This window comes from Porticoccus sp. W117, assembly GCF_030341905.1.
Lineage (GTDB): Bacteria > Pseudomonadota > Gammaproteobacteria > Pseudomonadales > Porticoccaceae > SCSIO-12696.
In genome coordinates, this window is sequence record NZ_JATAAF010000002.1 from 241,935 (window position 1) to 268,464 (window position 26,530).

26 protein-coding genes and 3 tRNA genes are annotated in these 26,530 nt (G+C 55.2%); 22 read left to right on the forward strand and 7 right to left on the reverse strand.

Translation table 11 applies throughout. The annotated features are described in order from the left end of the window. Positions 1-87 precede the first annotated feature (87 nt). From eno to QSV34_RS02870, 10 genes are all read left to right on the forward strand, one after another. Positions 88-1,380: a phosphopyruvate hydratase gene (gene eno / locus QSV34_RS02825; protein ID WP_289151811.1), complete on the forward strand. Its 1,293-nt coding sequence runs from the start codon at positions 88-90 to the stop codon at positions 1,378-1,380. Between the two features lie 160 nt (positions 1,381-1,540). Next, positions 1,541-1,840, forward strand: coding sequence for a cell division protein FtsB (gene ftsB, locus QSV34_RS02830; RefSeq protein ID WP_289151813.1), 300 nt, complete (start codon positions 1,541-1,543; stop codon positions 1,838-1,840). After that, positions 1,837-2,547, forward strand: coding sequence for a 2-C-methyl-D-erythritol 4-phosphate cytidylyltransferase (gene ispD, locus QSV34_RS02835; RefSeq protein ID WP_289151815.1), 711 nt, complete (start codon positions 1,837-1,839; stop codon positions 2,545-2,547). The genes ftsB and ispD overlap by 4 nt, the downstream gene beginning before the upstream one ends. Then, positions 2,547-3,032, forward strand: coding sequence for a 2-C-methyl-D-erythritol 2,4-cyclodiphosphate synthase (gene ispF, locus QSV34_RS02840; RefSeq protein WP_289152000.1), 486 nt, complete (start codon positions 2,547-2,549; stop codon positions 3,030-3,032). Before ispD ends, ispF begins: the two co-directional genes overlap by 1 nt. Positions 3,033-3,124: 92 nt before the next feature. After that, positions 3,125-4,123 (forward strand): tRNA pseudouridine(13) synthase TruD, encoded by a 999-nt coding sequence (gene truD, locus QSV34_RS02845; protein WP_289151817.1) that lies wholly within the window; start codon positions 3,125-3,127, stop codon positions 4,121-4,123. Between the two features lie 82 nt (positions 4,124-4,205). Further along, the gene (locus QSV34_RS02850) at positions 4,206-4,847 is read left to right on the forward strand and encodes a protein-L-isoaspartate(D-aspartate) O-methyltransferase (protein ID WP_289152002.1); all 642 of its coding nucleotides are present in this window, start codon (positions 4,206-4,208) and stop codon (positions 4,845-4,847) included. Positions 4,848-4,865: 18 nt separating this feature from the next. After that, positions 4,866-5,804: a DUF368 domain-containing protein gene (locus QSV34_RS02855; RefSeq protein ID WP_289151818.1), complete on the forward strand. Its 939-nt coding sequence runs from the start codon at positions 4,866-4,868 to the stop codon at positions 5,802-5,804. A 53-nt stretch (positions 5,805-5,857) separates the two neighbouring features. After that, a complete protein-coding gene (locus QSV34_RS02860) occupies positions 5,858-6,730 on the forward strand; it encodes a peptidoglycan DD-metalloendopeptidase family protein (RefSeq protein ID WP_289151819.1) in 873 nt (290 codons plus the stop codon). Between the two features lie 49 nt (positions 6,731-6,779). Continuing rightward, positions 6,780-7,685 (forward strand): RNA polymerase sigma factor RpoS, encoded by a 906-nt coding sequence (rpoS, locus tag QSV34_RS02865; protein WP_289151820.1) that lies wholly within the window; start codon positions 6,780-6,782, stop codon positions 7,683-7,685. After that, positions 7,682-8,167 (forward strand): hypothetical protein, encoded by a 486-nt coding sequence (locus QSV34_RS02870; protein ID WP_289151822.1) that lies wholly within the window; start codon positions 7,682-7,684, stop codon positions 8,165-8,167. Before rpoS ends, QSV34_RS02870 begins: the two co-directional genes overlap by 4 nt. A gap of 79 nt (positions 8,168-8,246) precedes the next feature. Here the strand turns inward: QSV34_RS02870 and fdxA are convergent, their stop codons facing one another. The 4 genes from fdxA to QSV34_RS02890 form a co-directional block, all read right to left on the reverse strand. Continuing rightward, complete coding sequence (fdxA, locus tag QSV34_RS02875) at positions 8,247-8,570, reverse strand: ferredoxin FdxA (protein WP_289151824.1); 324 nt, start codon at positions 8,568-8,570, stop codon at positions 8,247-8,249. A gap of 146 nt (positions 8,571-8,716) precedes the next feature. Continuing rightward, complete coding sequence (gene mutS, locus QSV34_RS02880) at positions 8,717-11,314, reverse strand: DNA mismatch repair protein MutS (protein WP_289151826.1); 2,598 nt, start codon at positions 11,312-11,314, stop codon at positions 8,717-8,719. A 137-nt stretch (positions 11,315-11,451) separates the two neighbouring features. Continuing rightward, the gene (locus tag QSV34_RS02885) at positions 11,452-14,571 is read right to left on the reverse strand and encodes an efflux RND transporter permease subunit (RefSeq protein ID WP_289151828.1); all 3,120 of its coding nucleotides are present in this window, start codon (positions 14,569-14,571) and stop codon (positions 11,452-11,454) included. Continuing rightward, positions 14,568-15,776 carry an efflux RND transporter periplasmic adaptor subunit gene (locus QSV34_RS02890; RefSeq protein ID WP_289151830.1) on the reverse strand — a complete coding sequence of 403 codons (1,209 nt, stop codon included), beginning with the start codon at positions 15,774-15,776 and terminating at the stop codon, positions 14,568-14,570. The genes QSV34_RS02885 and QSV34_RS02890 overlap by 4 nt, the downstream gene beginning before the upstream one ends. 185 nt (positions 15,777-15,961) lie before the next feature. On the opposite strand from QSV34_RS02890, the gene pncC reads away from it, so the two are divergent. From pncC to csrA, 10 genes are all read left to right on the forward strand, one after another. Continuing rightward, the gene (gene pncC / locus QSV34_RS02895) at positions 15,962-16,456 is read left to right on the forward strand and encodes a nicotinamide-nucleotide amidase (RefSeq protein ID WP_289151833.1); all 495 of its coding nucleotides are present in this window, start codon (positions 15,962-15,964) and stop codon (positions 16,454-16,456) included. 131 nt (positions 16,457-16,587) lie between these two features. Next, the gene (recA, locus tag QSV34_RS02900; protein WP_289151835.1) at positions 16,588-17,619 is read left to right on the forward strand and encodes a recombinase RecA; all 1,032 of its coding nucleotides are present in this window, start codon (positions 16,588-16,590) and stop codon (positions 17,617-17,619) included. 52 nt (positions 17,620-17,671) lie between these two features. Continuing rightward, entirely contained in the window at positions 17,672-18,130 is a 459-nt protein-coding gene (locus tag QSV34_RS02905) for a regulatory protein RecX (protein ID WP_289151837.1), read from the forward strand. Positions 18,131-18,292: 162 nt separating this feature from the next. Next, positions 18,293-18,634, forward strand: coding sequence for a DUF6491 family protein (locus QSV34_RS02910; protein ID WP_289151839.1), 342 nt, complete (start codon positions 18,293-18,295; stop codon positions 18,632-18,634). Then, complete coding sequence (locus QSV34_RS02915) at positions 18,627-19,481, forward strand: M23 family metallopeptidase (protein ID WP_289151841.1); 855 nt, start codon at positions 18,627-18,629, stop codon at positions 19,479-19,481. Before QSV34_RS02910 ends, QSV34_RS02915 begins: the two co-directional genes overlap by 8 nt. 88 nt (positions 19,482-19,569) lie before the next feature. Continuing rightward, positions 19,570-19,752 carry a Trm112 family protein gene (locus tag QSV34_RS02920; protein ID WP_289151843.1) on the forward strand — a complete coding sequence of 61 codons (183 nt, stop codon included), beginning with the start codon at positions 19,570-19,572 and terminating at the stop codon, positions 19,750-19,752. Positions 19,753-19,757: 5 nt separating this feature from the next. Then, positions 19,758-20,108 carry a histidine triad nucleotide-binding protein gene (locus QSV34_RS02925; protein ID WP_289151845.1) on the forward strand — a complete coding sequence of 117 codons (351 nt, stop codon included), beginning with the start codon at positions 19,758-19,760 and terminating at the stop codon, positions 20,106-20,108. A gap of 65 nt (positions 20,109-20,173) precedes the next feature. Further along, positions 20,174-22,768, forward strand: coding sequence for an alanine--tRNA ligase (gene alaS / locus QSV34_RS02930; RefSeq protein ID WP_289151846.1), 2,595 nt, complete (start codon positions 20,174-20,176; stop codon positions 22,766-22,768). Between the two features lie 111 nt (positions 22,769-22,879). Further along, complete coding sequence (locus QSV34_RS02935) at positions 22,880-24,115, forward strand: aspartate kinase (protein ID WP_289151848.1); 1,236 nt, start codon at positions 22,880-22,882, stop codon at positions 24,113-24,115. 167 nt (positions 24,116-24,282) lie between these two features. Continuing rightward, the gene (gene csrA, locus QSV34_RS02940; RefSeq protein WP_289151850.1) at positions 24,283-24,468 is read left to right on the forward strand and encodes a carbon storage regulator CsrA; all 186 of its coding nucleotides are present in this window, start codon (positions 24,283-24,285) and stop codon (positions 24,466-24,468) included. A 163-nt stretch (positions 24,469-24,631) separates the two neighbouring features. Here the strand turns inward: csrA and QSV34_RS02945 are convergent. Beyond that, positions 24,632-24,708, reverse strand: a tRNA-Asp gene (locus QSV34_RS02945). Between the two features lie 62 nt (positions 24,709-24,770). Then, positions 24,771-24,846: transfer RNA gene (locus QSV34_RS02950), tRNA-Val, on the reverse strand. Positions 24,847-25,005: 159 nt separating this feature from the next. Here QSV34_RS02950 and queD point away from each other — a divergent pair. Continuing rightward, entirely contained in the window at positions 25,006-25,362 is a 357-nt protein-coding gene (queD, locus tag QSV34_RS02955) for a 6-carboxytetrahydropterin synthase QueD (protein WP_289152004.1), read from the forward strand. On the opposite strand, the gene QSV34_RS02960 is transcribed toward queD, so the two are convergent. Further along, positions 25,347-26,276, reverse strand: a complete 930-nt coding sequence (locus tag QSV34_RS02960; RefSeq protein ID WP_289151852.1) for a TIGR01777 family oxidoreductase — start codon at positions 26,274-26,276, stop codon at positions 25,347-25,349. The genes queD and QSV34_RS02960 overlap by 16 nt on opposite strands. A 140-nt stretch (positions 26,277-26,416) precedes the next feature. On the opposite strand from QSV34_RS02960, the gene QSV34_RS02965 reads away from it, so the two are divergent. Next, positions 26,417-26,493, forward strand: a tRNA-Pro gene (locus QSV34_RS02965). Positions 26,494-26,530 lie beyond the last annotated feature (37 nt).

Genomic DNA, 26,530 nt, shown 5'->3' on the forward strand with positions numbered 1-26,530 from the left:
CAGAGGATTCAGGAGATTGCCGCGTCGCCTTCGGCTCCTCGCAATGACGAATTTCTAATTTTTATATTTGTAAGAGAGACAACTTAAATGACTACTATTGCTGATATTCGCGCCTGCGAGGTGCTGGACTCCCGCGGCAACCCCACCGTTGAAGCGGATGTGGTGCTGGAAAACGGCATTGTGGGCTCCGCCTGTGCGCCCTCCGGTGCCTCCACCGGCTCCCGTGAAGCTCTGGAACTGCGCGATGGTGACAAGAGCCGCTATCTGGGCAAAGGCGTGCAGACTGCGGTGGCCAATATCAACACCACTATCCGCGATTTGCTGGTGGGCCAGGATGTGACTGCCCAGCGCGAACTTGACGGCCAGATGATTGCTGCTGATGGCACCGACAACAAAGCCAATCTAGGTGCCAATGCCATTCTGGCGGTTTCCCTGGCAGCGGCCAAAGCGGCGGCTCAGGCCAAGGGCATGCCTCTGTACGCTCACATCGCCGAAGTTAACGGCACCGCCGGTCAGTTCACCATGCCGGTACCGATGATGAATATTCTCAACGGCGGTGAGCACGCCGACAATAACGTGGATATTCAGGAATTTATGGTACAGCCCGTCAGTGCACCCAGCTTCGCTGAAGGCCTGCGTATGGGTGCCGAAATTTTTCACTCTTTGAAGAAAGTACTGCAAGCTCGCGGCCTCAATACCGCAGTGGGTGACGAAGGTGGTTTTGCGCCTAACCTGGCTTCCAACGAAGAAGCTTTGGCGGTGATCGCCGATGCGGTGGCCGATGCCGGTTATGAATTGGACAAAGACGTGACTTTGGCGCTGGATTGCGCGTCTTCTGAATTCTACAAAGAAGGCAAATACGACCTGGCTGGTGAGGGCAAGGTCTTTGATTCCGAAGGCTTTGCTGACTACCTGGCGGAGCTGGTGGGCCGCTACCCGATTATTTCCATCGAAGACGGCCTGGACGAAAGCGACTGGGACGGCTGGAAAGTACTTACCGATAAAATCGGCGACAAGTGCCAGTTGGTGGGTGACGACCTGTTTGTGACCAACACCAAGATTCTGAAAGAAGGTATCGACAAGGGCGTGGGTAACTCCATCCTGATCAAGTTCAACCAGATCGGCTCCCTGACAGAGACTCTGGATGCTATCCAGATGGCCAAAGACGCCGGCTACACCGCGGTGATCTCCCACCGCTCCGGCGAAACCGAAGACACCACCATCGCCGACCTGGCGGTAGCTACCGCTGCAGGCCAGATCAAAACCGGTTCTCTGTGTCGCTCTGACCGTGTTGCCAAATACAACCGTCTGCTGCGTATCGAAGCGGAGCTGGGCAGTGACAAGGCGCCTTATCGCGGTCGGGGTGAGTTTAAAAACTGACAGAGTTGGCCTAGCCAACTCTGTCATCCTGAGCGCCGCAGGCGCGTGAGGATCTCACAATTTTCAGAGTCTGAGATCCTCACGTCGCTGCGCTCCTCAGGATGACAATATTGGTTAAAACGGCGGGGCTATCCCCGCCGTTTTACATTAAACTTGTGCCATGCGCTGGCTTATCGCAATTCTGATTGTTTTCCTTATCGCCCTGCAGTATCGCCTGTGGTTTGGCGAGGGCAGTGTTGCCCAGAAGGTCGAGCTGGAAAAAGCCGTGGCCGAGCAGCAAGCCATCAATCAGCAAGCGGAAGCCCGCAATCAGGCCATTGGCGAGGAAGTGAAAGCCCTGAAAAATGGTATGGATGCTATAGAAGAGCGGGCTCGCAGTGACCTGGGTATGATCAAAGAAGGCGAAACCTTTTATATTGTGGTGGAAAAGGATCAAGACAAAAAGGACGACGACAAGTGAGCAATGCTCAACCCAAGTACTGGGCTGTTGTCCCAGCGGCCGGCGTAGGTCGTCGCTTTGGTGGTTCGCAGCCAAAACAATACCAAAACCTTCTCGACAAACCAGTGGCGCGTTGGACGCTGGAGCGCCTCTTGTCTCTGCCCAACATAGAACAGTGCGTGGTGGCCCTTGGCCAGGAGGATGGCTATTGGCCAACACTGAGGCTCGATAACCCTCGTATTACAACCACCATTGGCGGTGCCGAGCGGGCAGACAGCGTGCGCCTGGCTCTGCAGGCGCTGGATGGCCGCGCGGGGCAAGATGACTGGGTTTTGGTGCACGATATCGCCCGCCCCTGTGTCAGAGCAGCGGATATCGCCAACTTGATGCAGCAATTGCAAAACCACCCTGTGGGCGGACTGCTGGCGGCTCCTATTGCCGACACGGTGAAGCGCGTGAGCGGCGACCACCAGGTTATCGCCACAGAAGATCGCCGCCAACTGTGGAGTGCTTTAACGCCGCAAATGTTCCGCTATGGCATTCTCTGCAAAGCGCTGGAAAGTGCTGGGCAGAATGGCACTCAACCCACTGACGAAGCCTCGGCCATTGAGCAATTAGGCCTTGATCACAAGCTGATAGAAGGGCAACGGGACAATATCAAAATTACCCGCGGGGAAGACTTGGCAATAGCCGCCGCCATCCTCACAGCTCAAGGTGAAACGAAATGATACGAATTGGCCACGGTTATGACGTACACGCCTTTGGCCCCGGTGATCATTTGATGCTGGGCGGCGTGGCCATTCCTTACCCCCAGGGCTTTGTCGCCCACTCCGACGGCGATGTGTTAATTCATGCCCTCTGCGACGCATTACTTGGCGCAGCTGGTCTGGGTGACATTGGTCGCCATTTCCCCGACACCGACTCCAAATATAAAGGCATCGACAGCCGCCAGTTGTTGAGGCATGTGGTGTCGTTGTTGGCTGAAAAAGGTTGGCAGCTGGGCAATGCGGATATAACCATCGTCGCCCAAGCCCCGAAAATGGCGCCTCATATAGAAGCTATGACGGCCAATCTCGCGGCCGATCTCAATGCGGATGCCAGCTGCGTCAATGTCAAAGCCACCACCACCGAAAAGCTGGGCTTTGAGGGCCGTAAAGAAGGCATTGCCTGCCATGCGGTGGTGTTGATAACCGCTCTTGCAGCGTCATCCTGAGGCCACGGAGTGGCCGTGAGGATCTCACAACTTTCAGACCCTGAGATCCTCACGCCGCTGCGCGGCTCAGGATGACACGACTGGATTTTCCCTTGACTGACTACTCTCTGGATTTTCCCTTTGCCCACGGCGGCCCCCTCGGCAGCGCCGGTTTTCGTACCGAGCCAGAAGACTTTGTGGTTGACGAAGCGCTGGGCTTCGAACCTTGCGGCGACGGTGAACATCTGCTGCTGCACCTGCGCAAACGCAACCAGAATACCCGTTGGCTGGCACAACAGTTGGCGGATATTGCCGGACTGCGGCCAATGGATGTGGGTTATTGTGGCCTGAAAGATCGCCGTGCGGTCACTAGCCAGTGGTTTAGCCTCTACCTGCCAAAGCAGGAGCTGGACATGGCGCGAGTTCACGCCATTGAGGGGGTTGACGTGCTGGCCAGTGACCGCCACAACCGCAAACTGCGCCGTGGCGATCACGCTGGCAATCACTTTGAAATTCGCCTGCAGGCCATAACCGGTGATCGGCAACAACTGCAACAACGCCTTGAGCAAATAGCTGAGCAGGGGGTGCCCAACTATTTTGGCGAGCAGCGTTTTGGCCACCATGGCAACAACCTGCGGGAATTTGAAAAACGCTTTGTGGGTCAGTCTGGTGATGCCCGTGCCAACCAACGCAGGCGTGGGCGTCGTCCCGGTGGTGACGGAGGTATTGTGCTATCTGCGGGGCGCTCCTACCTGTTTAATCGCGTGTTGGCACAACGGGTGGAGCAGGGCAACTGGTATTCGACGTTGCCTGGTGAAGAAATCCCTACAGGAGCTATGTGGGGGCGGGGGCGCAGCTCTGCACCAGAAGCGGTGAGGCAACTGGAACAGATGGTGGTGCAAGCGCTGCCTGGCTGGTGTGATGCCTTGGAACACAGCGGCCTTGGCCAGGAGCGCAGGCCACTACAGTTATTGCCGGACAGGTTCGAATGGCGGTTTGACGGTGAGGATTTGCTGCTGCAATTTTCGCTGCCGCCGGGTGCTTATGCCACCGCGGTTATTCGCGAGCTAACCACAGTGTCTACCGATCGTGATCGTGCCGTCGAGCCATGATATAGTCGCGCCATCTTTTCATCTGTAACAGGAGCCGCCGTTGAGTACCTTTGGGCTGTCTGCCAAAGTGGGTGGGGTTGGTATGACCTCGCAACGTACCCGCGAACGTTTGATACAACGCTTGGTGGAGCAGGGCGTCACCAGCCAGCAAGTGCTGGACGTTATTCGCACCACTCCGCGCCACCTGTTTCTGGATGAGGCGTTGTCTCATCGCGCCTACGAAGACACCGCATTGCCCATCGGCCACAAACAAACCCTGTCTCAGCCCTACATTGTGGCGCGTATGACCGAGCTGTTACTGTCCCGCGGCCCTCTGGATAAAGTATTGGAAATTGGTACCGGCTCCGGCTACCAGACGGCGGTGTTGGCCCAACTGGTGAACAAGGTGTACACGGTGGAGCGCATTCGTCCATTGCTCAATCGTTCTCGTGACCTGTTGCGCCGCCTGGGGTATCGCAATGTTTCCGCTGCGCTTTCCGATGGCGGTTTTGGCTGGCCGGATTACGCACCATATAACGGCATCATCAGCACTGCTGCGCCGCAGAGCCTGCCGGAAGAATTGCTGCATCAATTGGCCCCGGATGGCATCTTGATTATTCCGATCGGCCCGGATGGCGAACAGGAATTGCGCATGATCATCCGTGAAGGTGACAGCAACAACTTTTCCGAAGAAGTGATCGAACCGGTACGTTTTGTTCCGCTGCTTAGCGGCCTTTCTCGATAACAGGGCCGCAACAAGATTATGCGCGGACCTGTAGATTACCTGCTGTTGTTTTTCAAAGGCGCTGCCATGGGTGCTGCGGATGTAGTGCCGGGAGTGTCTGGTGGCACCATTGCGTTTATCAGCGGCATATACCAGCGCCTGCTCAATGCCATTCGCGCGGTCAATCTGGCCAATCTCAAGCGCTTGTTGTGCGGTGATATCAAGGGCTTTTGGCAAGTCATCGACGGCACCTTCCTCGCGGTACTGTTCACCGGCATTTTGCTCAGCATCCTCTCTTTGGCCAAGCTGGTTAGCTACGGCATGCAGGAACACCCCATTTTGCTGTGGTCGTTTTTCTTTGGCCTGATTGTGGCGTCCATTATCTGGATGCTGGGCAACCTGGATCGCTGGCGCTGGCAGGAAGGGCTGGCGATCATCGTGGGTACGGCAGCAGCAGCAGGCCTTTTCTGGATGCCAGGGGCGGCAGCCAGCGAATCTCTGCTGATGATTTTTGCCGCCGGTGCGGTGGCCATATGCGCGATGATTCTGCCGGGTATTTCCGGCAGTTTTATCCTGGTGCTAATCGGCTTGTATCCGGTGCTGATAGAGGCCATTAGCGAACTACAGGTAGTGGTGCTGATGGTCTTCGCCGGTGGTTGTTTAGTGGGGCTGATGAGCTTCTCTCGCTTGCTGGGGTGGCTGTTGGAACATTACCGCAGCACCACCCTGGGGTTGCTCACCGGCTTTCTGGTGGGTTCTCTGGCCATAGTCTGGCCCTGGAAAGAGAAACTCATTGTGATGTTTACCGCCTCCGGTAAAGAAGTGGTACTGGAGCAGCGCAACCTGTTGCCCGGCGAATACTGGCAGCTGTTTGGCGATGACCCGCAAACCTGGCCGGCGATTTTACTGGCCTTATTGGGGGTTGCATTGGTATTGGGTCTGGAGCGCCTCGGTGGACGTCATAAAGGGCGCGTCTAAAAATGCGCTATTTCTGCGATAGCTGCGTTGGCAACGTACTCGGCTCCTCATGTATGCCTTATACACTGCGGGCCTCCGTGCGCTGCCGCCTTGCTCTCACCAAAATATCACTATTTTTAGAAGCACCCTTAAAAGCGTTTAGCGGGCTGTTGCTGGTTGCCTTACTGGGGCTGCAACTAGCCTGTTCCAATCACAGCATTGCTCCCATTTCCGACCGTGATGTGGTGGGGCCGGACCGCATCGACACTCACTGGGTCTCCCGTGGTGAAACCCTTTACTCCATCGCCTGGCGCTATGGGTTGGAGCACCGCAAACTGGCAGCAGCCAACGGTATTCGTGCACCCTATACCATCTTCCCTGGCCAACGCTTGACTCTGGATACATCAAAGGCCAGTGCACCCAAGGTGGCGGCAGCGCCCGTCAAAACAGTGCCCAAGCCTGTATCTTCAGCATCTACCAGCAAGCCTGTGCCGAAGCCAGTAGCAAAGCCTCAAGCTACTAAGCCGGCTGCCAACCCGCAACCCGCAACCCGAAAACCCGTAACGGCTACTGCAAAAAACTGGCGCTGGCAGTGGCCGGTGAAGGGTAGGCTAGTGCGCTATTACGATGCCAATAAACGCTTCAAAGGCGTCTATCTGCACGCCAAACAAGGTACCGCGGTAAGCGCCGCTGCCCCCGGCGAGGTTGTATATGCGGGCAATGGTCTGCCCACCTATGGCCCCTCCCTGATTATCAAACACAGCGACGCTTATCTGAGCTTTTACGCCCTTAACCGCAAACTGTTGGTCAAAGAAGGCGACAGGGTTACTGCGGGCCAGAAACTGGCAGAAGTGGGCGGTGATATCAGCAACCGCGACCGCATCTACTTTGAAATTCGCCGCAACGGCCAATCTACCGACCCTCTTCGATTGTTGCCCAAGCGCTGAATGAGGTGTACCTTTGATGCCAACCCAATAAAAATTACGAGGGTTGTGCATGGGGAAACGGAGCAACTCAGGTTCCGGGCAAGAGGCCACCGAGAATACCTCTGTCGAACATAACGAGCAGGTCATGGATGCCGCCAGTCTCTATATGAAGGAGATTGGCTTTGTGCCGTTGTTGACTGCCGAAGAAGAAGTCTATTTTGCCCGCCAGTTCCGCGCTGGCGATGAAGCTGCTCGCAAGCGCATGATTGAAAGTAATCTGCGCCTGGTGGTAAAAATCTCCCGTCGCTACGTTAACCGTGGCCTGGCACTGCTGGATTTGATCGAAGAGGGCAACCTGGGGCTGATGCGGGCGGTTGAAAAATTCGACCCGGAACTGGGCTACCGCTTTTCCACCTACGCCACCTGGTGGATACGCCAGACCATCGAGCGGGCGCTGATGAACCAGACCCGTACCATTCGCCTGCCCATTCATGTGGTCAAGGAAATCAACGTCTACCTGCGTGCTGCTCGCCAGTTGGCGCAAAAACTCGATCACGACCCCACCGCCGACGAAATCGCTGACTTGCTGGACAAGCCCATCGACGAGGTCTACCGAATGCTGGGCCTCAATGAGCGGGTGGGTTCAGTAGACATTACCCTGGGCTACGACAACAGCCGTACCCTGGTGGATACCATCGTCGATGAACAGGGCGACGACCCGGAGCACCTGGTGGAAGACGACGACCTGGTGTCTGCATTGGAACACTGGGTAGACGAATTGCCGGAAAAACAACGGGAAGTCATCGCCCGCCGTTTTGGTATTCAGGGCTACGAAGTGTCTACTTTGGAACAGGTTGGTCGTGAGGTAGGGTTGACTCGTGAGCGTGTCCGGCAGATTCAGATTGATGCGTTAAAACGATTGAAAGAGCTGTTGAAGCGGCAGGGGTTGGATAGCGATACGGTGTTTGAGGAATGAATGCAATATCTTTGCTAGCAATTAGATTACTGGCAATCTATTTTTTCGGTATTGGAATAAAAGATGGTATTCCGGCTCTTTCAGCATTGCCGCACACTCTTCGTGTAGGGGGCGAATCTGTAGTTTTGCTGGTACTTTTTGTGGGGCTATCCTTCATTGTCTCGATATTGCTGTGGGTTTCTGCACCGAAAATATCTCGAAAGATCAGCCTGGGAATTGATGAGGATAGTGGTGAAAAACAGCTAACGGATTATGCTTTGGTTTCTGCCGCTATGTTCTGTTTGGGTGTGTATCTGCTAGTTTATAGCGGCTACTTTCTAATTAATGCAATGCAGGCTTACCTTGTTACTAATCAGTCGATTTATGACTTGTTGAGCATTGGAAGGGTCTTTTTATTCTTTGTAGGCATATTTTTAATACTGCGACCGCTGTCTTTGGTTAAGTTGTATCGCAAACTGAAATATTTTGATCAAAACACATAGCCTTAAACCAAAAATAGGAGCCGATGGCTCCTGTTTTCGATTTTAGCGTGCGACATGCGACGTCAGACGTGCGGCTGAGTCACCTCTCAAGCAACGCCAATTTCCCCGGCTTACCATCCCACTCCGCGGAATCCGCCGGAGCCTCTTTCATCTCGGTAATATTGGGCCACACTTCTGACAGTTCGGCGTTCAATTCCAGAAACACTTCCTGGCCATCCGGGAGTTCGTCTTCGGAGAAGATGGCGTCAACCGGGCACTCCGGTTCACACAGGGCGCAGTCGATGCATTCATCCGGGTGAATCACCAGGAAGTTGGGGCCTTCGTAAAAGCAGTCTACCGGGCACACTTCAACGCAGTCTGTGTGTTTGCACTTGATGCAGTTTTCACCCACCACAAAGGTCATGGCTATGTCTCCTGATTACTATTGCTGTCATTGCGGGGAGCCCTTTTATATAAGGAAAGGCGACGCGGCAATCTTCTGATTTCGGAGTGCCTGTATGGAGATCGCCGCGCTGCGCTCGCGATGACGGTGTTTTCAAATCGCGCGCATTATACCTTTTTCAATAATTCTTGCAGCTGATACAGCTCATCCAGAGCCTGGCGCGGTGTCAGGTTGTTGGGGTCAATAGCGGCGATAGCCTGGCGCAGTTTTTTGCCGCTGTCGTCACTAAACAGCTCGGCCTGAGCAGGCTGCAGCGGTGCTTTGGCCGGAGCCTCTGGTGTGACAGCGGCTACCGCCTGGTGGCTGCCGGATTCCAGAATCGCCAGTTCCTTGCGGGCCAATGCCAATACACTGTTTGGCAACCCTGCCAGCTTGGCCACTTGAATACCGTAGCTCTGGCTGGCCGGGCCTTCCTGAATAGCGTGCAGGAACACAACGCTGTCGTTGTACTCGGTGGCGTCCAGATGCACGTTGGCCACGGTGGGCATTTTTTCGGGCAGCGCGGTGAGTTCAAAGTAATGGGTGGCGAACAGGGTAAAAGCGCGCACTTGTTCAGCCAAGTGCACGGCGCAGGCCCAGGCCAGTGACAGGCCATCGAAGGTACTGGTGCCGCGACCGATTTCGTCCATCAGTACCAATGAGCGATCCGTGGCGTTGTGGAGGATATTGGCGGTTTCGGTCATTTCCACCATAAAGGTGGAGCGGCCACCGGCCAGGTCATCGGAAGAACCGATACGGGTAAAGATGCGATCCACCAAGCCGATGGTGGCGCTTTCCGCGGGCACCGGCGAGCCGATATGGGCCAGCAGGGTAATCAGCGCTGCCTGACGCATATAGGTGGATTTACCGCCCATATTGGGGCCGGTGATAATCAGCATACGGCGGTCATCGTGAAAGCTGAGATCGTTGGCCACAAAGGGCGTGTCCAGCACTTGCTCCACCACCGGGTGACGGCCTGCCTGAATGGCCAGCCCCGGTTCCTCAGTGAGCTGCGGCTGCATCAGATTCAAGCTGTCGCCGCGCTCTGCCAGGTTGGCCAGCACGTCCAGTTCCGATACCGCAGCAGCACAGATTTGCAGCGGCCCTAACTGTTCATTAAGCGTTTCCACCAGCGCTTCGTACAGGGCTTTTTCCCGCGCCAGGGCACGGCTTTTGGCAGACAGGGCTTTGTCTTCAAACTCTTTCAGTTCCGGGGTGATAAAGCGCTCGGCGTTTTTCAGGGTCTGGCGGCGGATGTACTCCGCCGGGGCCTGCTCGGAATTGGCCTTGGTGATTTCGATGTAGTAGCCGTGTACCCGGTTGTAGCCCACTTTTAAGGTACTGATACCAGTGCGTTCGCGCTCGCGTGTTTCCAGTTGCACCAGATAGTCGCCGGCATTGGCGCTGATGCCGCGCAGCTCGTCCAGCTCACTGTCGTAGCCCTCGGCAATCACACCACCGTCGCGAATCACCACCGGCGGGTTGTCGATCACCGCTTTTTGCAGCAGGTCGACCAGTTCAGGGAATTCGCCGGCTTCTTGCGCCAGTTGCTTCAGTTGAGGGGCTTCTGTGGATTTCAGTTCGTTTTGCAGTTGCGGCAGTACCGCCAGGGAATCCCGCAGGCGGGTAAGGTCGCGGGGGCGGGCAGAGCGCAGCGCTACCCGGCCGAGAATACGCTCCATATCCCCCACCTGACGCAGCTGCTCCGCCAGCAATTCGTAGCGGTAGTTGCTGCGCAGCTCGGCGATGGCCTGCTGGCGGCCCACCAGGGTTTGCAGATTGCGCAGGGGGCGGTTGAGCCAGCGTTGCAACAGGCGGCCGCCCATGGCGGTATTGGTGTTGTCCATCACCGCCAATAGTGTGTTGTCGATGCCACCGCTGAGATTGCAGTCAATTTCCAGATTGCGGCGGGTAGCGGCGTCGAGAATCACGGCGTCGTCGCGGTTCTCCACGGAGATGCCGCGAATATGGGGGAGCTCAGTGCGCTGAGTGTCTTTGGCGTACTGCAATAAACAGCCCGCGGCGCACACCGCCAGTTGCAATTCCTCGCAGCCAAAACCGCTCAAGTCATGGGTGCCAAACTGGCTGCACAGCAGGCGTCGGGCGCTGTCGCTGTCGAACTCCCAGGGTGGGCGACGGCGGGTGCCTGAGCGTTGTTCGATAGCATCAATGGCAGGGAATTCCTCACTGAGCAGCAGCTCTGCCGGGCTCAGCCGTTGCAGTTCACCCAGCAGGCCTTCACTGCCGATCACTTCTTGCACCTGCAGGCGGCCGCTGCCGATATCCAAAGTGGCAATGCCAAAGAATTCCCCCTGGCAGGCCACTGCGGCTAACAGGTTGTCGCGGCGTTCTTCCAGCAGGGCCTCGTCGGAGATGGTGCCGGGAGTAACGATGCGTACCACTTTGCGTTCCACCGGCCCCTTGCTGGTGGCCGGGTCGCCGATCTGCTCGCAAATAGCGACTGATACGCCCTGTTTCACCAGGCGCGCCAGATAGCCTTCCACCGCGTGGTAGGGCACTCCCGCCATGGGAATGGGGTTGCCGCCGGATTTGCCCCGAGCGGTGAGGGTCACATCCAGCAGTTGCGCGGCTCTTTTGGCGTCGTCAAAAAATACCTCGTAGAAATCCCCCATACGGTAAAACACCAGCTCGTTAGGGTGTTCGGCTTTGATGCGCAGGTATTGCTGCATCATGGGGGTGTGTTGTTCCAGGGTTTTGACGGTCATGGAATGTCTAACAGAGTGGTTACGGCAAAGAGGAAATTCTACGGGATAGGGGCGCGGGAAAAAACCGCAAATGCGGTTTTTGGGGAAAGAGTGATTTCTGAGTCACCTTTCAGTGATGGAGGGTGACTCAGAATCAATCACACGGAGCTACTGGGTTCCTGAACGGCAGTTTTGGGACGCAACCGGCGCAGGCGTTGTAGCCAGTCGTCGCTGATGGCGTACAAGGCCGGTACCAGCAGCAGGGTGACAAAGGTGGCAAAGGCGACGCCGAAAGCCAGGGATATCACCGTGGGCAACAGGAACTGCGCCTGGATCGAGCGCTCTGCCATCATTGGCATCAGGCCGATAAAGGTGGTCAGCGAGGTGAGCAAAATCGGGCGGAAGCGTTTTACCGCGGCTTGAGTAACTGCTTCGATGGCGTTTTTGCCTTCCGCTCGCAGTCTGAGCACATAGTCCACCAGCACCAGGTTGTCGTTCACCACCACGCCCACGGCGGCGCCGATGCCAAAGTAGGAAAACAGCGCCATGGATTGCCCCATAATCAGGTGGCCAAATACCGCCCCCATAAAGCCAAAGGGGATGGCGGTCATAATCAGCAAGGGCAGCCAATAGGACCGGAACGCCACGGCAATCAGGGCGTACATCAGGAACAGCGCCACCAGGTAGAGGCTGGTGACTTCCTGAATAAATTCCTGCTCACCTTCCGCCTCGCCCACCGCACCGAGAATGATACCGGGGTGACGCTGTTTCCATTCCGGGAAAAAGTTGTCGTCCAGGTCTGTCTGAATCTGGTGGCGAATGTCGCCTTTCAGGCGGGCGCTGATAACGGCGGAGCGGCGACGTTCGCGGCGGTTGATGCGCTTGGAACCCTGCTCGTATTCCACTTCCGCTACCGCCAGCAGTGGCACTTGACGGCCGTCTGCGGTGCGCACCCGAAAGTCCTGCAGGCTTTGCAGACTGGTGCGGCTTTCTTTGGGGTAGCGCACCATCACTTTGACGTCGTTGCCATTGCGGGGCAGGCGCTGCACTTCCTCGCCGTAGTAGGCCTGGCGTACCTGGCGGGAGATATCTGCCAGGGTCAGCCCCAACTTGCTGGCACCGGGCAACAGGGTAAAGCGCAGTTCACGGGCGTTGCTTTGCAGGTCGTGGTGCACATCGTAGGCGCTTTCGTAACTGCGCAGGTGTTGTTGCAGGTCCAGTACGGCATTGCGCAGGGCATCCAGATCCGGATGGCTGACGGAGTACTGCAGATCCGGATCCTGATTGTTGGTGGTGTACTGCACGGTAATGTCGTCGGCGTCGGGAATTTCGCCAATCAGTTCCCGCAGGCGTTCGGCGGCTTGTTTGGCACTGAGGTCGCGCACATCCGGTGGTGCCAATTTAACGATGGCGATCACGCTGTCCCGGCGAGAGCGGGTGTACCAGTTTTCCACCAGTTCGCCCTGATTATCTTCGGCCATGTCGTTAACTTCCTGCTCCAGCGCCTTTTCTGCATTTTGCAGCTGGGCCAGTATTTCCAGCGCACGGGAGTAGGGGGTGCCGTCCGGCAGGTCCACATTGATGATGATCTGTTCGCTCTCGATCTCCGGCATAAACGAGAATTTCACCCAACCGGTATTGAACAGGCCAACACTGACAACAAAAAAGCCAAAAAATACGCTGGCAGTCAGGTAGCGGTGTTTCACTGCGCTGTTGACCCAACGCTGGTAGCGGGCGGTGGCCAGTTTGGTAATGCTGTGCTCCACTTTGTATTGCAAACGGGTAAAGCGATTGCGCTGTTGCTGTTCGTGACTGCGGGGTTGCAGCTTGCGCAAGTGAGCCGGGAGAATAAAAAACGCTTCAATCAGCGAGAACGACAGTGCCGCCACGATAATGATGGATATCTGGCGGGTAATCTGTGCTTCCACCCCGGAGATAAAGAACCAGGGCATAAAGGCAATCATGGTGGTGAGTACCGCGTACAGAATCGGCTTTGCCACCAGCTGTGTGCCGAGAATTGCCGCTTTGCTGGAATCGGGTTCGGTTTTGCCCGCCTGGTGAATGCTTTCGCCCACCACAATGGCGTCGTCCACCACAATCCCCAGTACTAGCAAAAAGGCAAAAGTGGAGAGGATGTTGAGGGAAACATCGTTGGCGGGTAGCAGGGCAAAGGCACCGGCATAGGCGGTGGCAATGCCCACGGTTACCCACAGGGCCACTTTCGGGCGCAGGGTTAACAGCAATACCAGGAACACCAATATCAGGCCATAGCCTGCGGAGCCGATAATGGTGTTCATGCGGTCTTCATAGAGAGTGGCTGCGTCCCACCACAGGGTTAGGCCAACCCCTTGCGGCATTCTCTTTTTGGCGCCGTCCAGCCATTCGTTAACCGATTCGCTGGTTTTGACCACGTCCATGTTTTCCGTGGTCATTACCTGAACCAGTATGGCCGGTTCGCCGTTGAGGGTAGCGAGAATTTCGTTGTCTTCAAAACCATCGATAACTCGCGCCACGTCTTTCAGGTAGACGGTGCCGCCGCTGGCGCCCTGGCGTACCACAATGGCTTCAAAATCCATCTGATTATTGGCCAGATTGCGGGCGCGCAGCTGCAAGTCACCGGTGGCGGTGCGCACCTGGCCGGAGGATAGATTGATGGAGTGGCTGCGAATGGCGTTGGCCACGTCGTCAAAGGTAAGCCCGTAGCGGCTCATGGCCTGCTCAGACAGTTCGATGGACACTTCTTCCAGACGGGTGCCAAATAAATCGACAATGGCCACGCCGGGCAAAACCGTCATTTCCTGACGAATTTGCTCCGCCAGGCGCTTTAGCTGCCGCTCGCCTACCTGGCCGTGTACGGCAATGCGGATCATCTCTTCCCGGGTGACAAATTCCCGCACCACCGGGCGTTCGATATTGCGCGGAAACGAACTGATAGAATCCACTCGCAGTTTGATGTCGTTGACAAACTGGGCCATATCCACATCGTTCTTGGCAATCACGGATATCTGGCCAATGCCTTCGCTGGCGGTGGAGCGCAGGCGGTCGATGTTGTCCATGTCTGACAGCGCCTCTTCCACGCGGATAACAATTTGCTCTTCCACGTCCTGAGTGCCAGCACCGGGCCAGGGCACGGTTACCTGCACCAGCGGTACCCGCAAGGTAGGGAAGATTTCCCGCTCCATGCCCAGGTAGCCGAGTATTCCGGAGAGCACGATGCCTACCATCATCAGGTTGGCGGCCACCGGGTTTTTCGCCCACCAGGCGATTGCACTGTTCATCGTGCACTGACTCCGTTGCCGCCTGCGGCGCTGTTATCCGGAGAGCTTGATGCCGGCTGCAGGTTATCCACCGGGTTGATCAACATGCCGTTGATAGGGTCCTTGATGGGGGATATCACCACTCGCTCGCCAGTTTCCAGGCCGTCACTGACAATCACTTGGTTGTTGAGGTGGCTGAGCACATCGATTTCCCGTATCTGCAGGCGGTCATTCTCAATCACGTAGATAGTGTTGCCGGAATGCAGGGCGGCGCTGGGGATCACGTGGGCTTCAATGGTTTTGCTGTCGATGGTGGCGGAAACGAACAGTCCTACAGCAAACGGTTGCCCGGACTGGCTGGCTGAGGCCGGGCTGTAGGGCGCTTTGACTTCGGCTACCCCGTGGATCAGCCGGGTTTGCGGGTCAATAGTGGCTTCGATACGTACCAGGCGGCCGTACCATTGGTGGTTTTGCCCAGCCAGCTCTGCCTCAAAGCGCACTTCCGGACCATTGTTGTCGTTGGCTTGGTAGCCAATGGGCAGGTTCAGCAAGGCCAGCTGTTCGTCGGTCAGGGGCAAGCGAACTTCCGCCACATCGGTGGCAAACACTTTGCCGAGGCGGGTTCCGGCGCTGACAAATTCTCCAATGCCTGCTTGCTTCTCCAGTACTCGCCCGTTGAAGGGCAGGCGGATACGGGTACGAGCCAGGTTTTCCTGGGCCTGACGCAAATCGGCCTGAGCTGCCAACAATTCTGCCTGGGCATTTTTCAATTGTGGGATTTTCAAGCCCAGTGGGGTGTGAGGTTTCCCCTCCAGCTCAGTTTTGGCCACTTGGGCTTCGGCTTCCCGCTGCAGAATCTGTACCTCAGCCGCGGTAACTCTGGCTTGAGCGCGGGTCACCGCGTGTCGGTAGTCAGCATCGTCGATTCGTATCAGTACCGTATCCGGTGTGATTGCGCCGCCCCGCACGAATTGACTGGATACTTCCTGAATACGGCCGCTGACCTCACTGATCAGGTCAATTTCTGTACGTGGCTGCACCTCGCCACGGGTTTGTACCTGCAGTACTGTAGGCTGGAATTTGACGGTTTCCACAAAGGCGCTCAAAGGCCGATCTGAGTCGTCTTTTTTCTCCGGCTCTGGTTTAAACGCGTTAAGTCCGCCGACAACAATGGCGCTCACAGCCAATACAGCGATTGGCAGGATGATTTTGTGTGCTCGTTTCACGATGATATCCCTGGCTTCCCGGCAATTCCGTCGTTCTATAGACGATTGGCAAACGGTTTGTCTCAACTTTTATAGACGCAACCAACAGGTTTTTTGGATGCAGTCAGACCAAAAAAATTACTTGCCGAGTCCATCAGGGAAAATATGTCATTGGCGGCTTTGGGCAAAATACCGATAATGGCCCCATGTCTGATTCTTCAAACAGCTTGGCTCAGCAACTTGGCGATGTTTTGATGCGCCGAGGCTGGCAGGTAACCTGTGCGGAATCCTGTACCGGTGGTGGGGTTGCCGAGGCAATTACCTCTGTACCCGGCAGCTCTCGCTGGTTTGAGGCGGGCTTTGTTACCTATTCCAACGCCGTAAAGCAGCAGCTGTTGGGAGTGTCTGGTGATACCCTGGCCAGTCATGGCGCAGTCAGCGAGGCAGTGGTGCGGGAAATGGCTCAGGGAGCCCAGGCTTTTGCCAATGCTGATCTGGCGGTAGCCATCAGTGGTGTTGCCGGCCCAGATGGAGGCAGTGAGGGCAAGCCGATTGGTACGGTATGGTTTGCCTGGCAGCTTGGCGACGCCAGTTGTGCATCTGAGATGTGCCACTTTTCCGGTGATCGTCAATCGGTGAGACAGCAGGCGGTAGTTCATGCGCTTAATGGAATATTGATGATAGCCAACTCATCTTCTTAAATAATTTACTGTATGGCTATACAGTTTTGTTTTTTTGGTTTATATTGCTCATCAAATACTGGTTTTTTGTACAGTAATTCGGCAAAGAAGGGGCGGGGCCCCAATAACGGCTAGCAACGAGGTAGATAAAAATGGACGCCAATAAAGAGAAAGCATTGCAGGCGGCGCTGTCCCAGATTGACCGTCAGTTTGGCAAGGGCACCGTAATGCGCATGGGGGAGCGGGAGCAGGTGGCTATCCCCAGCATATCTACGGGTTCTCTGGGGCTGGATGTAGCTCTCGGCATCGGTGGTTTGCCCAAAGGGCGTATTGTGGAAATCTATGGCCCGGAATCCTCCGGTAAAACCACCCTGACTCTGTCGGTGATCGCCGAGGCCCAGAAAAAGGGTGGTACCTGTGCCTTTATTGATGCGGAGCACGCCCTTGATCCTATCTACGCGGAAAAGCTGGGTGTTAATGTAGACGACTTGATCCTGTCCCAGCCGGATACCGGTGAGCAGGCGCTGGAAGTGACCGATATGCTGGTGCGCTCCGGCGCTATTGATGTGTTGGTAGTAGACTCCGTGGCCGCACTGACGCCCAAAGCGGAAATTGAGGGTGAAATGGGCGACCACCATGTGGGTTTGCAGGCTCGCTTGATGTCCCAAGCACTGCGCAAAATTACCGGCAACATCAAGAACGCCAACTGCCTGGTGATCTTTATCAACCAGATTCGTATGAAGATCGGTGTTATGTTTGGCAACCCGGAAACCACTACCGGTGGTAACGCCCTGAAATTCTATTCCTCAGTACGCTTGGATATTCGCCGCATCGGTGCGGTGAAAGAGGGCGACGAAATAATGGGCAACGAGACCCGTGTGAAAGTAGTGAAGAACAAGGTATCGCCACCCTTCAAACAAAGCGAATTCCAAATACTCTACGGCAAGGGCATTAACCGCCAGGGCGAAGTCATTGATATGGGCGTTAAGCTGGGTCTGGTGGACAAAGCCGGAGCCTGGTACTCCTACAAAGGCAGCAAGATTGGCCAGGGCAAGAACAACGCTTGTGAGTACCTGCGGGAAAACCCCGAGATTGGCCAGGAGATCGAAAGCGCCATACGCAGTCAGCTACTCAGCGCTACCACTGCCAGTGAGGAAGACAAAGGACCGGAACTGGTCGACTGATTACTCTCTCGAAAGCCCCGCCGTCGCGGGGCTTTTAGTTTGAGGCAAAATTATGTCCGATGTGGATACCAATACCGTCAGGCTGACTGCCATGAACCTGCTGGCTCGCCGGGAACATAGCCTGAGCGAGTTACGCAGTAAGTTAGCGGCACGTTACGGCGATTGCAACGAAATTGCCCCGGTTCTGGAGGCTTTACAACAACAGGGTTTGCAATCTGATCAACGCTTTGCTGAAGCCTTTTTGCGCAGCCGCTTGCGCAAAGGGCAGGGGCCGTATCGTATTCGCAATGAGCTCAAACAGCGCGGTGTATCTGCGCAGGTGATGGACGAGCTGTTTCAGCAACAAGAGACTGATTGGTTCGAGTTAGCCCGCCAGGTGGCCCAGCGCCGTTTTGGGGTAAACAGCTCCGCTGACATCAAAGAGCAGAGTAAGCGAGCCCGCTTTCTTCAGTACAGAGGCTTCAGTGGTGAGCAGATTCGCTATGCTCTGGAACACTGCCAACAGACATAATCTTCTCTGTAAAGTCACTCTGCGCCGGTAGGCACCGTCAACGAATCCTTATACACTTCCGTTTTTGATTCTGAACTCATTGTTTGGAGATGACTGTCTGTGCTGCGCTTTGTGTTGCGATACATTTTTTTCACGGTTAGCTGGCTGGCTTCTGCTTTAGTTATGGCAGAGCAGGAACCCCTTCCTGATGACTATGACCTGGATCCTAAAAAATGGGGTATCCACAGTGGTTGCATCAACACTAATCGCATTCGCAGTATGAACTTTGTGGATGATCAGAGCGCCATTCTGAAAATAAGCGGCAAGAAGTACATTCTGATGACGTTGGCTCGCCCTTGCCGAGGTGTCCGCCGGCGAGGTATCTCCTATGAAACCCGCACTGGCAAACTCTGCGAACGCTTTGATCGCATCACATCACTGGAAACCGGCGCCAGCTGCCAGATAAAAAGTTTTGAACCTTACCTGCTCCCTGAAGAGGCACCAGAGGCTATTGCGAATGATTGATCGCATTGTGGCCAGAGCGCTGTTTCTGCCGTTTATATTGACCGCCATGGTTAGTGTGGCAGAGGTTAAGGACGCTACTGTCAAACTACCTGGTGTTAGTCTTAATGGCGAATGGCAGCAGGGTGGCTTGCTGCTGGGGCAGGCGGAAGAGGGTTATCAAGTGCGTTTTGGTGACCTTCTGCTGAGCCAGGGGCCGCAAGGGCAATTTTTGCTTGGGTTGGGGCGTAATGCTCCCAAAAGTGTCTCACTAACTTCCATATCTCCCTTTGGTGAAGAGGTTACCCAAAGCTACCCAATACATCAGCGCGACTATCAAGTGCAACGTGTGGATGGTGTGCCGGCCCGCACGGTAAATCCTCCGCAAGAAGTGCTTGAGCGAATTCGCCGTGAATCCGCCCAAGTGCGTGAAGCACGCAGCCGCCGTGATCAGAGAGTGGATTTTCTGCAGGGCTTTGTCTGGCCACTGAAAGGCACTATCACCGGTGTTTACGGCAGTCAGCGTATCTACAATGGCGTCCCCAAAAGCCCTCACTACGGCATTGATATTGCGGCACCTAAAGGCGAAATCGTACGGGCACCGGCCCCCGGTGTGGTGTCCTTTGCGCACGACGACCTGTATTACTCCGGCGGAACCCTCATTGTCGATCATGGCCATGGCCTCTCATCAACCTTTATCCACCTCAGTGAATCCCTGGTGAAGGATGGCCAGCGAGTGGAAGCTGGCGACCCCATTGCCAGGGTGGGCTCTACCGGCCGTTCCACCGGACCCCATCTGGATTGGCGCATGAATTGGTTGGATGTGCGCATCGATCCGCAACTGGTGCTCAAGGCACTGCCAGCGGAGTAGAAGCCCCACTCGCATCCAGATACAACGTGGTGTTGCACACTTCTTTGCCGTAAAATCGCCCCTCTCTATTTTATTCAGTGAAGCTGAAATGGATAAAAAACTGTTAAGCATTCTGGTGTGCCCGGTAACCAAAGCGCCACTGGAATACGATCGTGATAATCAGGAACTGGTGTGTCGCGCCAGTGGCCTCGCGTACCCCATCAGAGACGGCATCCCGGTGATGTTGGAGAGCGAAGCACGCACCTTGAGCAGTGACGAAAAACTGAAGTGAGCGACATGTCTGAGCCAACCTTATTTACCCGCATTATCAATCGCGATATCCCGGCGGATATTGTTTACGAAGACGATCACTGTATCGCCATCAAAGACATCGCACCCAAGGCACCGGTTCACTTGCTGGTGATTCCCAAAAAGCCCATTCCCCGTTTGGTGGATGCCGCCGAGGAAGACAAGGCATTGCTTGGCCACTTGATGTTGGCAGCTGGCGAAATCGCTCGCCAGTCTGGTGTGGGCGACGCCTTTCGCCTGATCGCCAACAATGGCGCTGACGCCGGGCAGACGGTGTTTCATTTGCACTTTCACATCCTTGGTGACAAACAATTCTCCGAAGCCCAGCTGGGCTTTTAAGCACTTTTGACTGCATTACCTCGCAGAGGCTGGGCAGGCCTCATGAATTTATGGAAAGTTAAATTATGAAAAGCGCAGCCATACGCGACGCATTTTTGAAGTTTTTTGAAAGCAAAGGCCACAGTGTGGTGGAGAGCAGCTCGCTGATTCCCGGCAACGACCCCACCTTGTTGTTTACCAATGCGGGCATGGTGCCTTTCAAAGATGTATTTCTGGGTGATGAGAAACGCAGCTACAGCCGGGCCGCCAGTTCCCAGCGTTGCGTGCGCGCTGGTGGCAAACACAACGACCTGGAAAACGTCGGTTACACCGCTCGTCACCATACCTTTTTTGAGATGTTGGGCAATTTCAGCTTTGGCGATTACTTCAAGCGCGATGCCATTCAATACGCTTGGGAATTTCTTACCAAGGTGCTTGGCCTGCCGGAAGAACGCCTGTGGGTAACGGTGCATATTTCCGACGATGAAGCGGCGGATATCTGGCTAAAGGAAATGGGCGTCAGCCCGGAGCGTTTTTCCCGCCTGGATGAAGACAACTTCTGGGCCATGGGTGACACGGGGCCCTGCGGCCCCAGCTCGGAAATTTTTTATGACCACGGGGCGGATGTGCCCGGCGGCCCCCCTGGCAGCGAAAACGACGACCTGGATCGCTACATCGAAATCTGGAACCTGGTGTTCATGCAATACCAGCGGGATGCGGATGGCACCATGACGCCGCTGCCCAAGCCTTCCATCGATACCGGCATGGGGTTGGAACGCATCGCCGCGGTGATGCAAGGGAAACACAACAACTACGACATCGATCTGTTTCGCAACCTGATTGCTGCCGCTTCAGAAGTCACTAGCGAGAACAATCTGCAGAACAAAGCACTCAGGGTGATTGCCGACCACATACGTTCTTCAGCGTTTTTGATTGTTGATGGCGTATTGCCGTCCAACGAAGGCCGCGGCTATGTATTGCGCCGCATTATTCGCCGTGCCCTGCGCCAGGGGCACAAACTGGGTGTGAGCGAACCATTTTTCTACCGCTTGGTAGCGGCGTTGGTTGCCGAAATGGGAGCGGCTTATCCAGAGCTGGCCAGCCGTCAGGGTCAAGTGGAAAAAGTCCTCAAAGCTGAGGAAGAACAATTCGCCAAAACCCTGGATAAGGGCATGGCTGTATTGGAGCAAGCCCTGAATGATTTGTCGGGGAATGAGCTGCCCGGCAAAGTAGTGTTCCAGCTTTACGATACCTACGGCTTCCCGACAGACCTGACCAACGACATCTGCCGCGAGCGCGATTTAGGCATTGACCTTGACGGCTACCAGAAAGAGATGGAGGCGCAAAAGGCTCGTGCTCGCGCCGCCAGCAATTTTTCAGTGGATTACAGCGCTTCGGTAAATCTGGATGGCGCTACCGAATTTACCGGTTACCAACAGCTGCAACAGCAGGGCATAGTAACGGCCCTGTTGGTGGCGGGCGAGTCCGTTGAGGAATTGGTTGCAGGGCAGGAAGCTGTGGTCGTGCTCGACCAAACTGCCTTTTACGCCGAAGGTGGTGGCCAGGTAGGCGATAGCGGTTACCTGGAGTTGGCCAATGGCCGCTTTGAAGTTCACGACTGTATCAAGCAGGGCGACAACCATTTGCATGTTGGTGTGCTGCAGAAAGGCACAGCGAACGTGGGCGATGTTGCCACCAGCTCAGTGAATGAAGATGTGCGCACAGCCACCGCTCTGAATCACTCTGCTACCCACCTGTTGCATGCGGCCCTGCGCCGTGTGTTGGGCGACCACGTGACCCAGCAAGGCTCACTGGTGGATTCGGAGCGCCTGCGCTTTGACTTCTCGCACTTTGAAGCCATGACCGCTGAACAAGTGAAGCAAGTTGAGCAAATTGTGAATACCGAGATACGCCGCAACACACCGGTCACTGCCGAGGTAATGACCATGGACGCTGCCAAAGAGAGTGGCGCCATGATGTTGTTTGGCGAAAAGTACGGCGAAGAAGTGCGGGTGCTCACCATGGGCGGCGACTTCTCGGTAGAACTCTGTGGCGGTACCCACGTACAGCGCACTGGCGATATTGGTTTGCTGCGTATTACCGCGGAGTCAGGCATTGCCGCCGGTGTTCGACGTCTTGAGGCGGTGACCGGCTCTGGCGCCATCGCACTGTTCGATCAATTGGACAGTCGCCTGCAAACGGTTGCGGCAACGGTAAAAAGCTCGGTGGCTACAGTGGCAGACAAGGTCACCCAGTTGGTAGAGCGCAACCGGGAATTGGGTAAAGAACTGGATGCCGCAAAAGCCAAACTGGCCAGCTCTACCGGTGGTGATCTGGTCGCCCAGGCACAAGATATTCAGGGTGTGAAAGTGTTGGCTACCGTGGTCGAGGGCGTGGATGGCAAAGCCCTGAGAGACCTTATGGACCAAATTAAGTCTAAACTGGATAAGGGAGTCATCCTGTTGGCCGCCACCAGTGGCGATAAAATTTCCCTGGTGGCTGGTGTCACCAAGCCGGTTACTGGCCAGGTCAAAGCTGGTGATTTGATGAAGTTTGTTGCCGAGCAAGTGGGCGGTAAAGGTGGTGGCCGACCGGATATGGCCCAGGGTGGTGGCACCGATGTGGCCGCTCTGCCCGCAGCGGTGGACAGTGTGATTGGTTGGGTTGCGGACAAACTGTAGTGTTAGCGTTGTCGATTTGATGAAAAATCTTAACTTTTTCGTCAAATTGCTGTTTAATCGGCTCGTTTTTACGAAGCTGCAAATGAGGCCTTTCAGGCAACTGTTTAACTGATGAATCTGATTGTACAAAAATACGGTGGCACCTCTGTGGGCTCGGTAGAGCGCATCGAAGCGGTGGCTGACAAGGTGGCGGATTTTCACCGCCGAGGCCACGGCATGGTAGTGGTGTTGTCCGCCATGAGTGGAGAAACCAACCGCTTGATTGGCCTGGCACGGGAAATTCACCACGAGCCCACCCCCCGTGAAATGGACGTATTGGTGTCTACCGGTGAGCAAGTGACAATCGCTCTGCTGAGCATGGCACTTCACAAGCGCGGCTGTGACGCCCGTTCTTACACTGGCTCCCAGGTTCGCATCTTGACGGATGGTGCCCATACCAAGGCACGAATTGAAGATATCGATGTCCATCGTATGAGAGACGATCTGGATCGTGGCAGAGTGGTCGTGGTTGCCGGCTTCCAGGGAACCGATGCCGAGGGCAATATCACCACTCTGGGGCGCGGTGGCTCCGACACCACCGCAGTGGCCCTGGCCGCTGCGCTCAAGGCCGATGAGTGCCAGATATACACCGATGTGGATGGCGTCTACACCACAGACCCGCGGGTGGTTTCCAATGCCCGCCGCCTCGATACAGTGACCTTCGAGGAAATGCTGGAACTGGCCAGTGAGGGCGCCAAAGTGCTGCAAATTCGCTCTGTTGAATTTGCAGGTAAATACAAAGTACCGCTGCGCGTGCTGTCCAGTTTTGGAGAGGGCGGTGGCACCCTGATTACCTTTGAGGAGAGAGAGGAGATGGAAAAACCGGTCGTTACCGGCATCGCCTTCAACCGTGAAGAAGCCAAAGTAACAGTGCGTGGTATACCGGATCATCCCGGTGTGGCCTACAATGTGCTCGCCCCTGTGGGGGAGGCGGGTGTGGACGTGGACGTTATCTGTCAGAATGTGGCAGAGGATGATGCCCCAGCCTCGCTGACCTTTACCGTTAACCGCAGTGAATTGCCTCAGGCAAAAGCGGTTGCCGAGCGGGTTGCGGCAGAGCTGCAGGCGAAAGCCGTTGAAACAGACGATCAGATCGCCAAACTGTCTGTGGTGGGTGTGGGAATGAAATCCCATTCCGGTGTTGCCTCCACTATGTTTAAGGCGCTTTCTGACCACAATATCAATATTCAGCTGATCACCACCTCCGAGATCAAGATTACCGTAGTGATTGAGGAGAAGTATCTGGAATTGGCAGTGCGCGCCCTGCACGATGCCTTTGAACTGGATGTTGAAAAAAGCAACGCCTGAACAGCGCTTGCTCATGGAATAAAGGACGATTCTATTAACAGAATTTTTGGAAAAAGAGTGTGATTGGCTCTTTTTCTGGAAGGGGGGTTGGCCCATAACAATACAATAGCCAACCTGTAAACGCATGCGATGTGGACATCGCAGGAAAGCAGTATAGGAGTTAAACCATGTTAATACTTACTCGCCGAGTCGGTGAAACTTTGGTCATTGGTGACGACGTTACCGTTACCGTATTGGGTGTTAAAGGCAACCAGGTTCGCCTGGGTGTTAATGCGCCTAAAGACGTATCGGTACACCGTGAAGAGATTTACCAGCGCATTCAACAAGAGAAAATGATGCAGGGGCAATCCTGAGTCGTATCTTGTAAATTCGGTGGTAATCGAACAAAGGCGAGGAAGAAATTTCTCGCCTTTGTTGTATCTGGGGTATCTGAGAGGCAATTCGTACCAGAAGGGCTATCTATATAAAAACAACGAAAAAAGGCTTGCGGTAAACCGCAAGCCTTTGATCTGTATATGGCGACCCGGAAGGGACTCGAACCCTCGACCTCCGGCGTGACAGGCCGGCATTCTAACCAACTGAACTACCGGGCCGCTGTGCTTTCTTTCGTTTCACTTACTTGCCTGTCACAGAAAGGCTGTTCGCCTAAAGTAAGTGGTGGGTGGTACAGGGATCGAACCTGTGACCTACGGCTTGTAAGGCCGTTGCTCTCCCAGCTGAGCTAACCACCCCTCGAAAGAGATGCGCATTCTACCCAATTCCGATGGACTGTCAAACGGTTTTTGAAGAATTTTTTACAGCAGTAAATGCTATACACAGACCCACTGCAGGACTACCATAGCCCGCCTGTTCAACCCTTGATCAACCTGTTCAAAACAACGGCAAACACCATGGAAATATTCAAGGAATTCAGCTTCGAAGCAGCCCACCGCCTGCCTAATGTTCCTCAGGGGCACAAGTGTGCGCGCCTTCACGGTCATTCATTTCTGGTGGCTATTTACGTGGCTGGCCCGGTTGGGGAAGACACTGGTTGGGTAATGGATTTTGGCGATATCAAGGCAGCGTTTAAGCCCATCTACAATCAGCTGGATCACTATTATCTGAACGATATCGACGGTTTGGAAAATCCCACCAGTGAGAATATCGCCCGCTGGATTTGGCAACGTTTGAAGCCAGAGTTGCCGGAGCTGTCAAAAATCGTGATTCGCGAAACCTGTACCAGCGGCTGCGTCTACCGCGGCGATTGATCCTCTTTACCCAGCAGGTTGCGCAGTGCCTGAGCCAGTTCCGGGTACTGAAAATGAAACCCGGCATCGGTTATTTTCTGTGGCACCACTCGCTGCCCGGTCAGGAGTAATTCCTCCGCCATTTCGCCAAACAATATTTTCGCCACCGGCGCGGGCATGGGCAACAACATGGGTCTATTCAGGGTGCAGGCCAACTGGCGACTGAACTGCAGATTGGTGACCGGCCAAGGGGCCGTGCCATTAACCGCGCCTCGCATTTCCGGGTGGTTCAGACAATAGATAAGCATGTTCACCAGGTCATCGATATGCACCCAGGAAAACCATTGCTCACCGGATCCCAACTTACCCCCTAACCCCATTTTGAATGCTGGCAGCATTCGAGCCAGAGCGCCTTCCCCGGCTCCCAGAACCACACCGATGCGCAGGCAACAGACCCGACAACCAAGGCTGGCAAACGCGTTGGCTGACGACTCCCAGTCGCGGCAAAGGCGATGAGAAAAACAGTCCTGTGCTGAGGAATACTCCGTTAACGGTTCCTCACCCTGAGGGCCGTAATAACCAATGGCGGAGCCATTAAGCAACACCTGCGGCGGCCTGGGTGCCTGTACAAAAAAGTCGTAGAGCTGTTTGGTGGTTTCAATACGGCTGTCGCGAAACTGTTGCTTGCGGCGTTCATTCCAGCGCCCTGCAGCTAATGGCTCACCAGCCAGGTTGATGACCTGCTGAAAGGCCATCGAAGAATCCAGCTCTGTCAGAGACGAATACAACTTGACGCCATCGGGCATGCTCGCAGCAACTCTGTCGGGGTGGCGACTGATCACATGTACGCCATGTCCATCGGACAGCAAACGTCGACAGAGATATTTGCCAATAAAGCCCGTACCACCGGTTATCAATATCTGTTTTGAATTCATAATCAGCCATTGAAATCGCTACATATCGATAACATAGCAAAGTTTTGAAAAGCGGATACCAAAAGTTAACGAGGAATTGCCACAGGGCCGTAAAATTTCATTGCATTGCCGTGGCCAATCAGTATCATATGCGCCTCTTTCGGGGCGTAGCGCAGCCTGGTAGCGCACTACACTGGGGGTGTAGTGGTCGCAGGTTCAAATCCTGCCGTCCCGACCATTTACAATGGACAAGAGCCGTAAGGCTCGAAGCAACG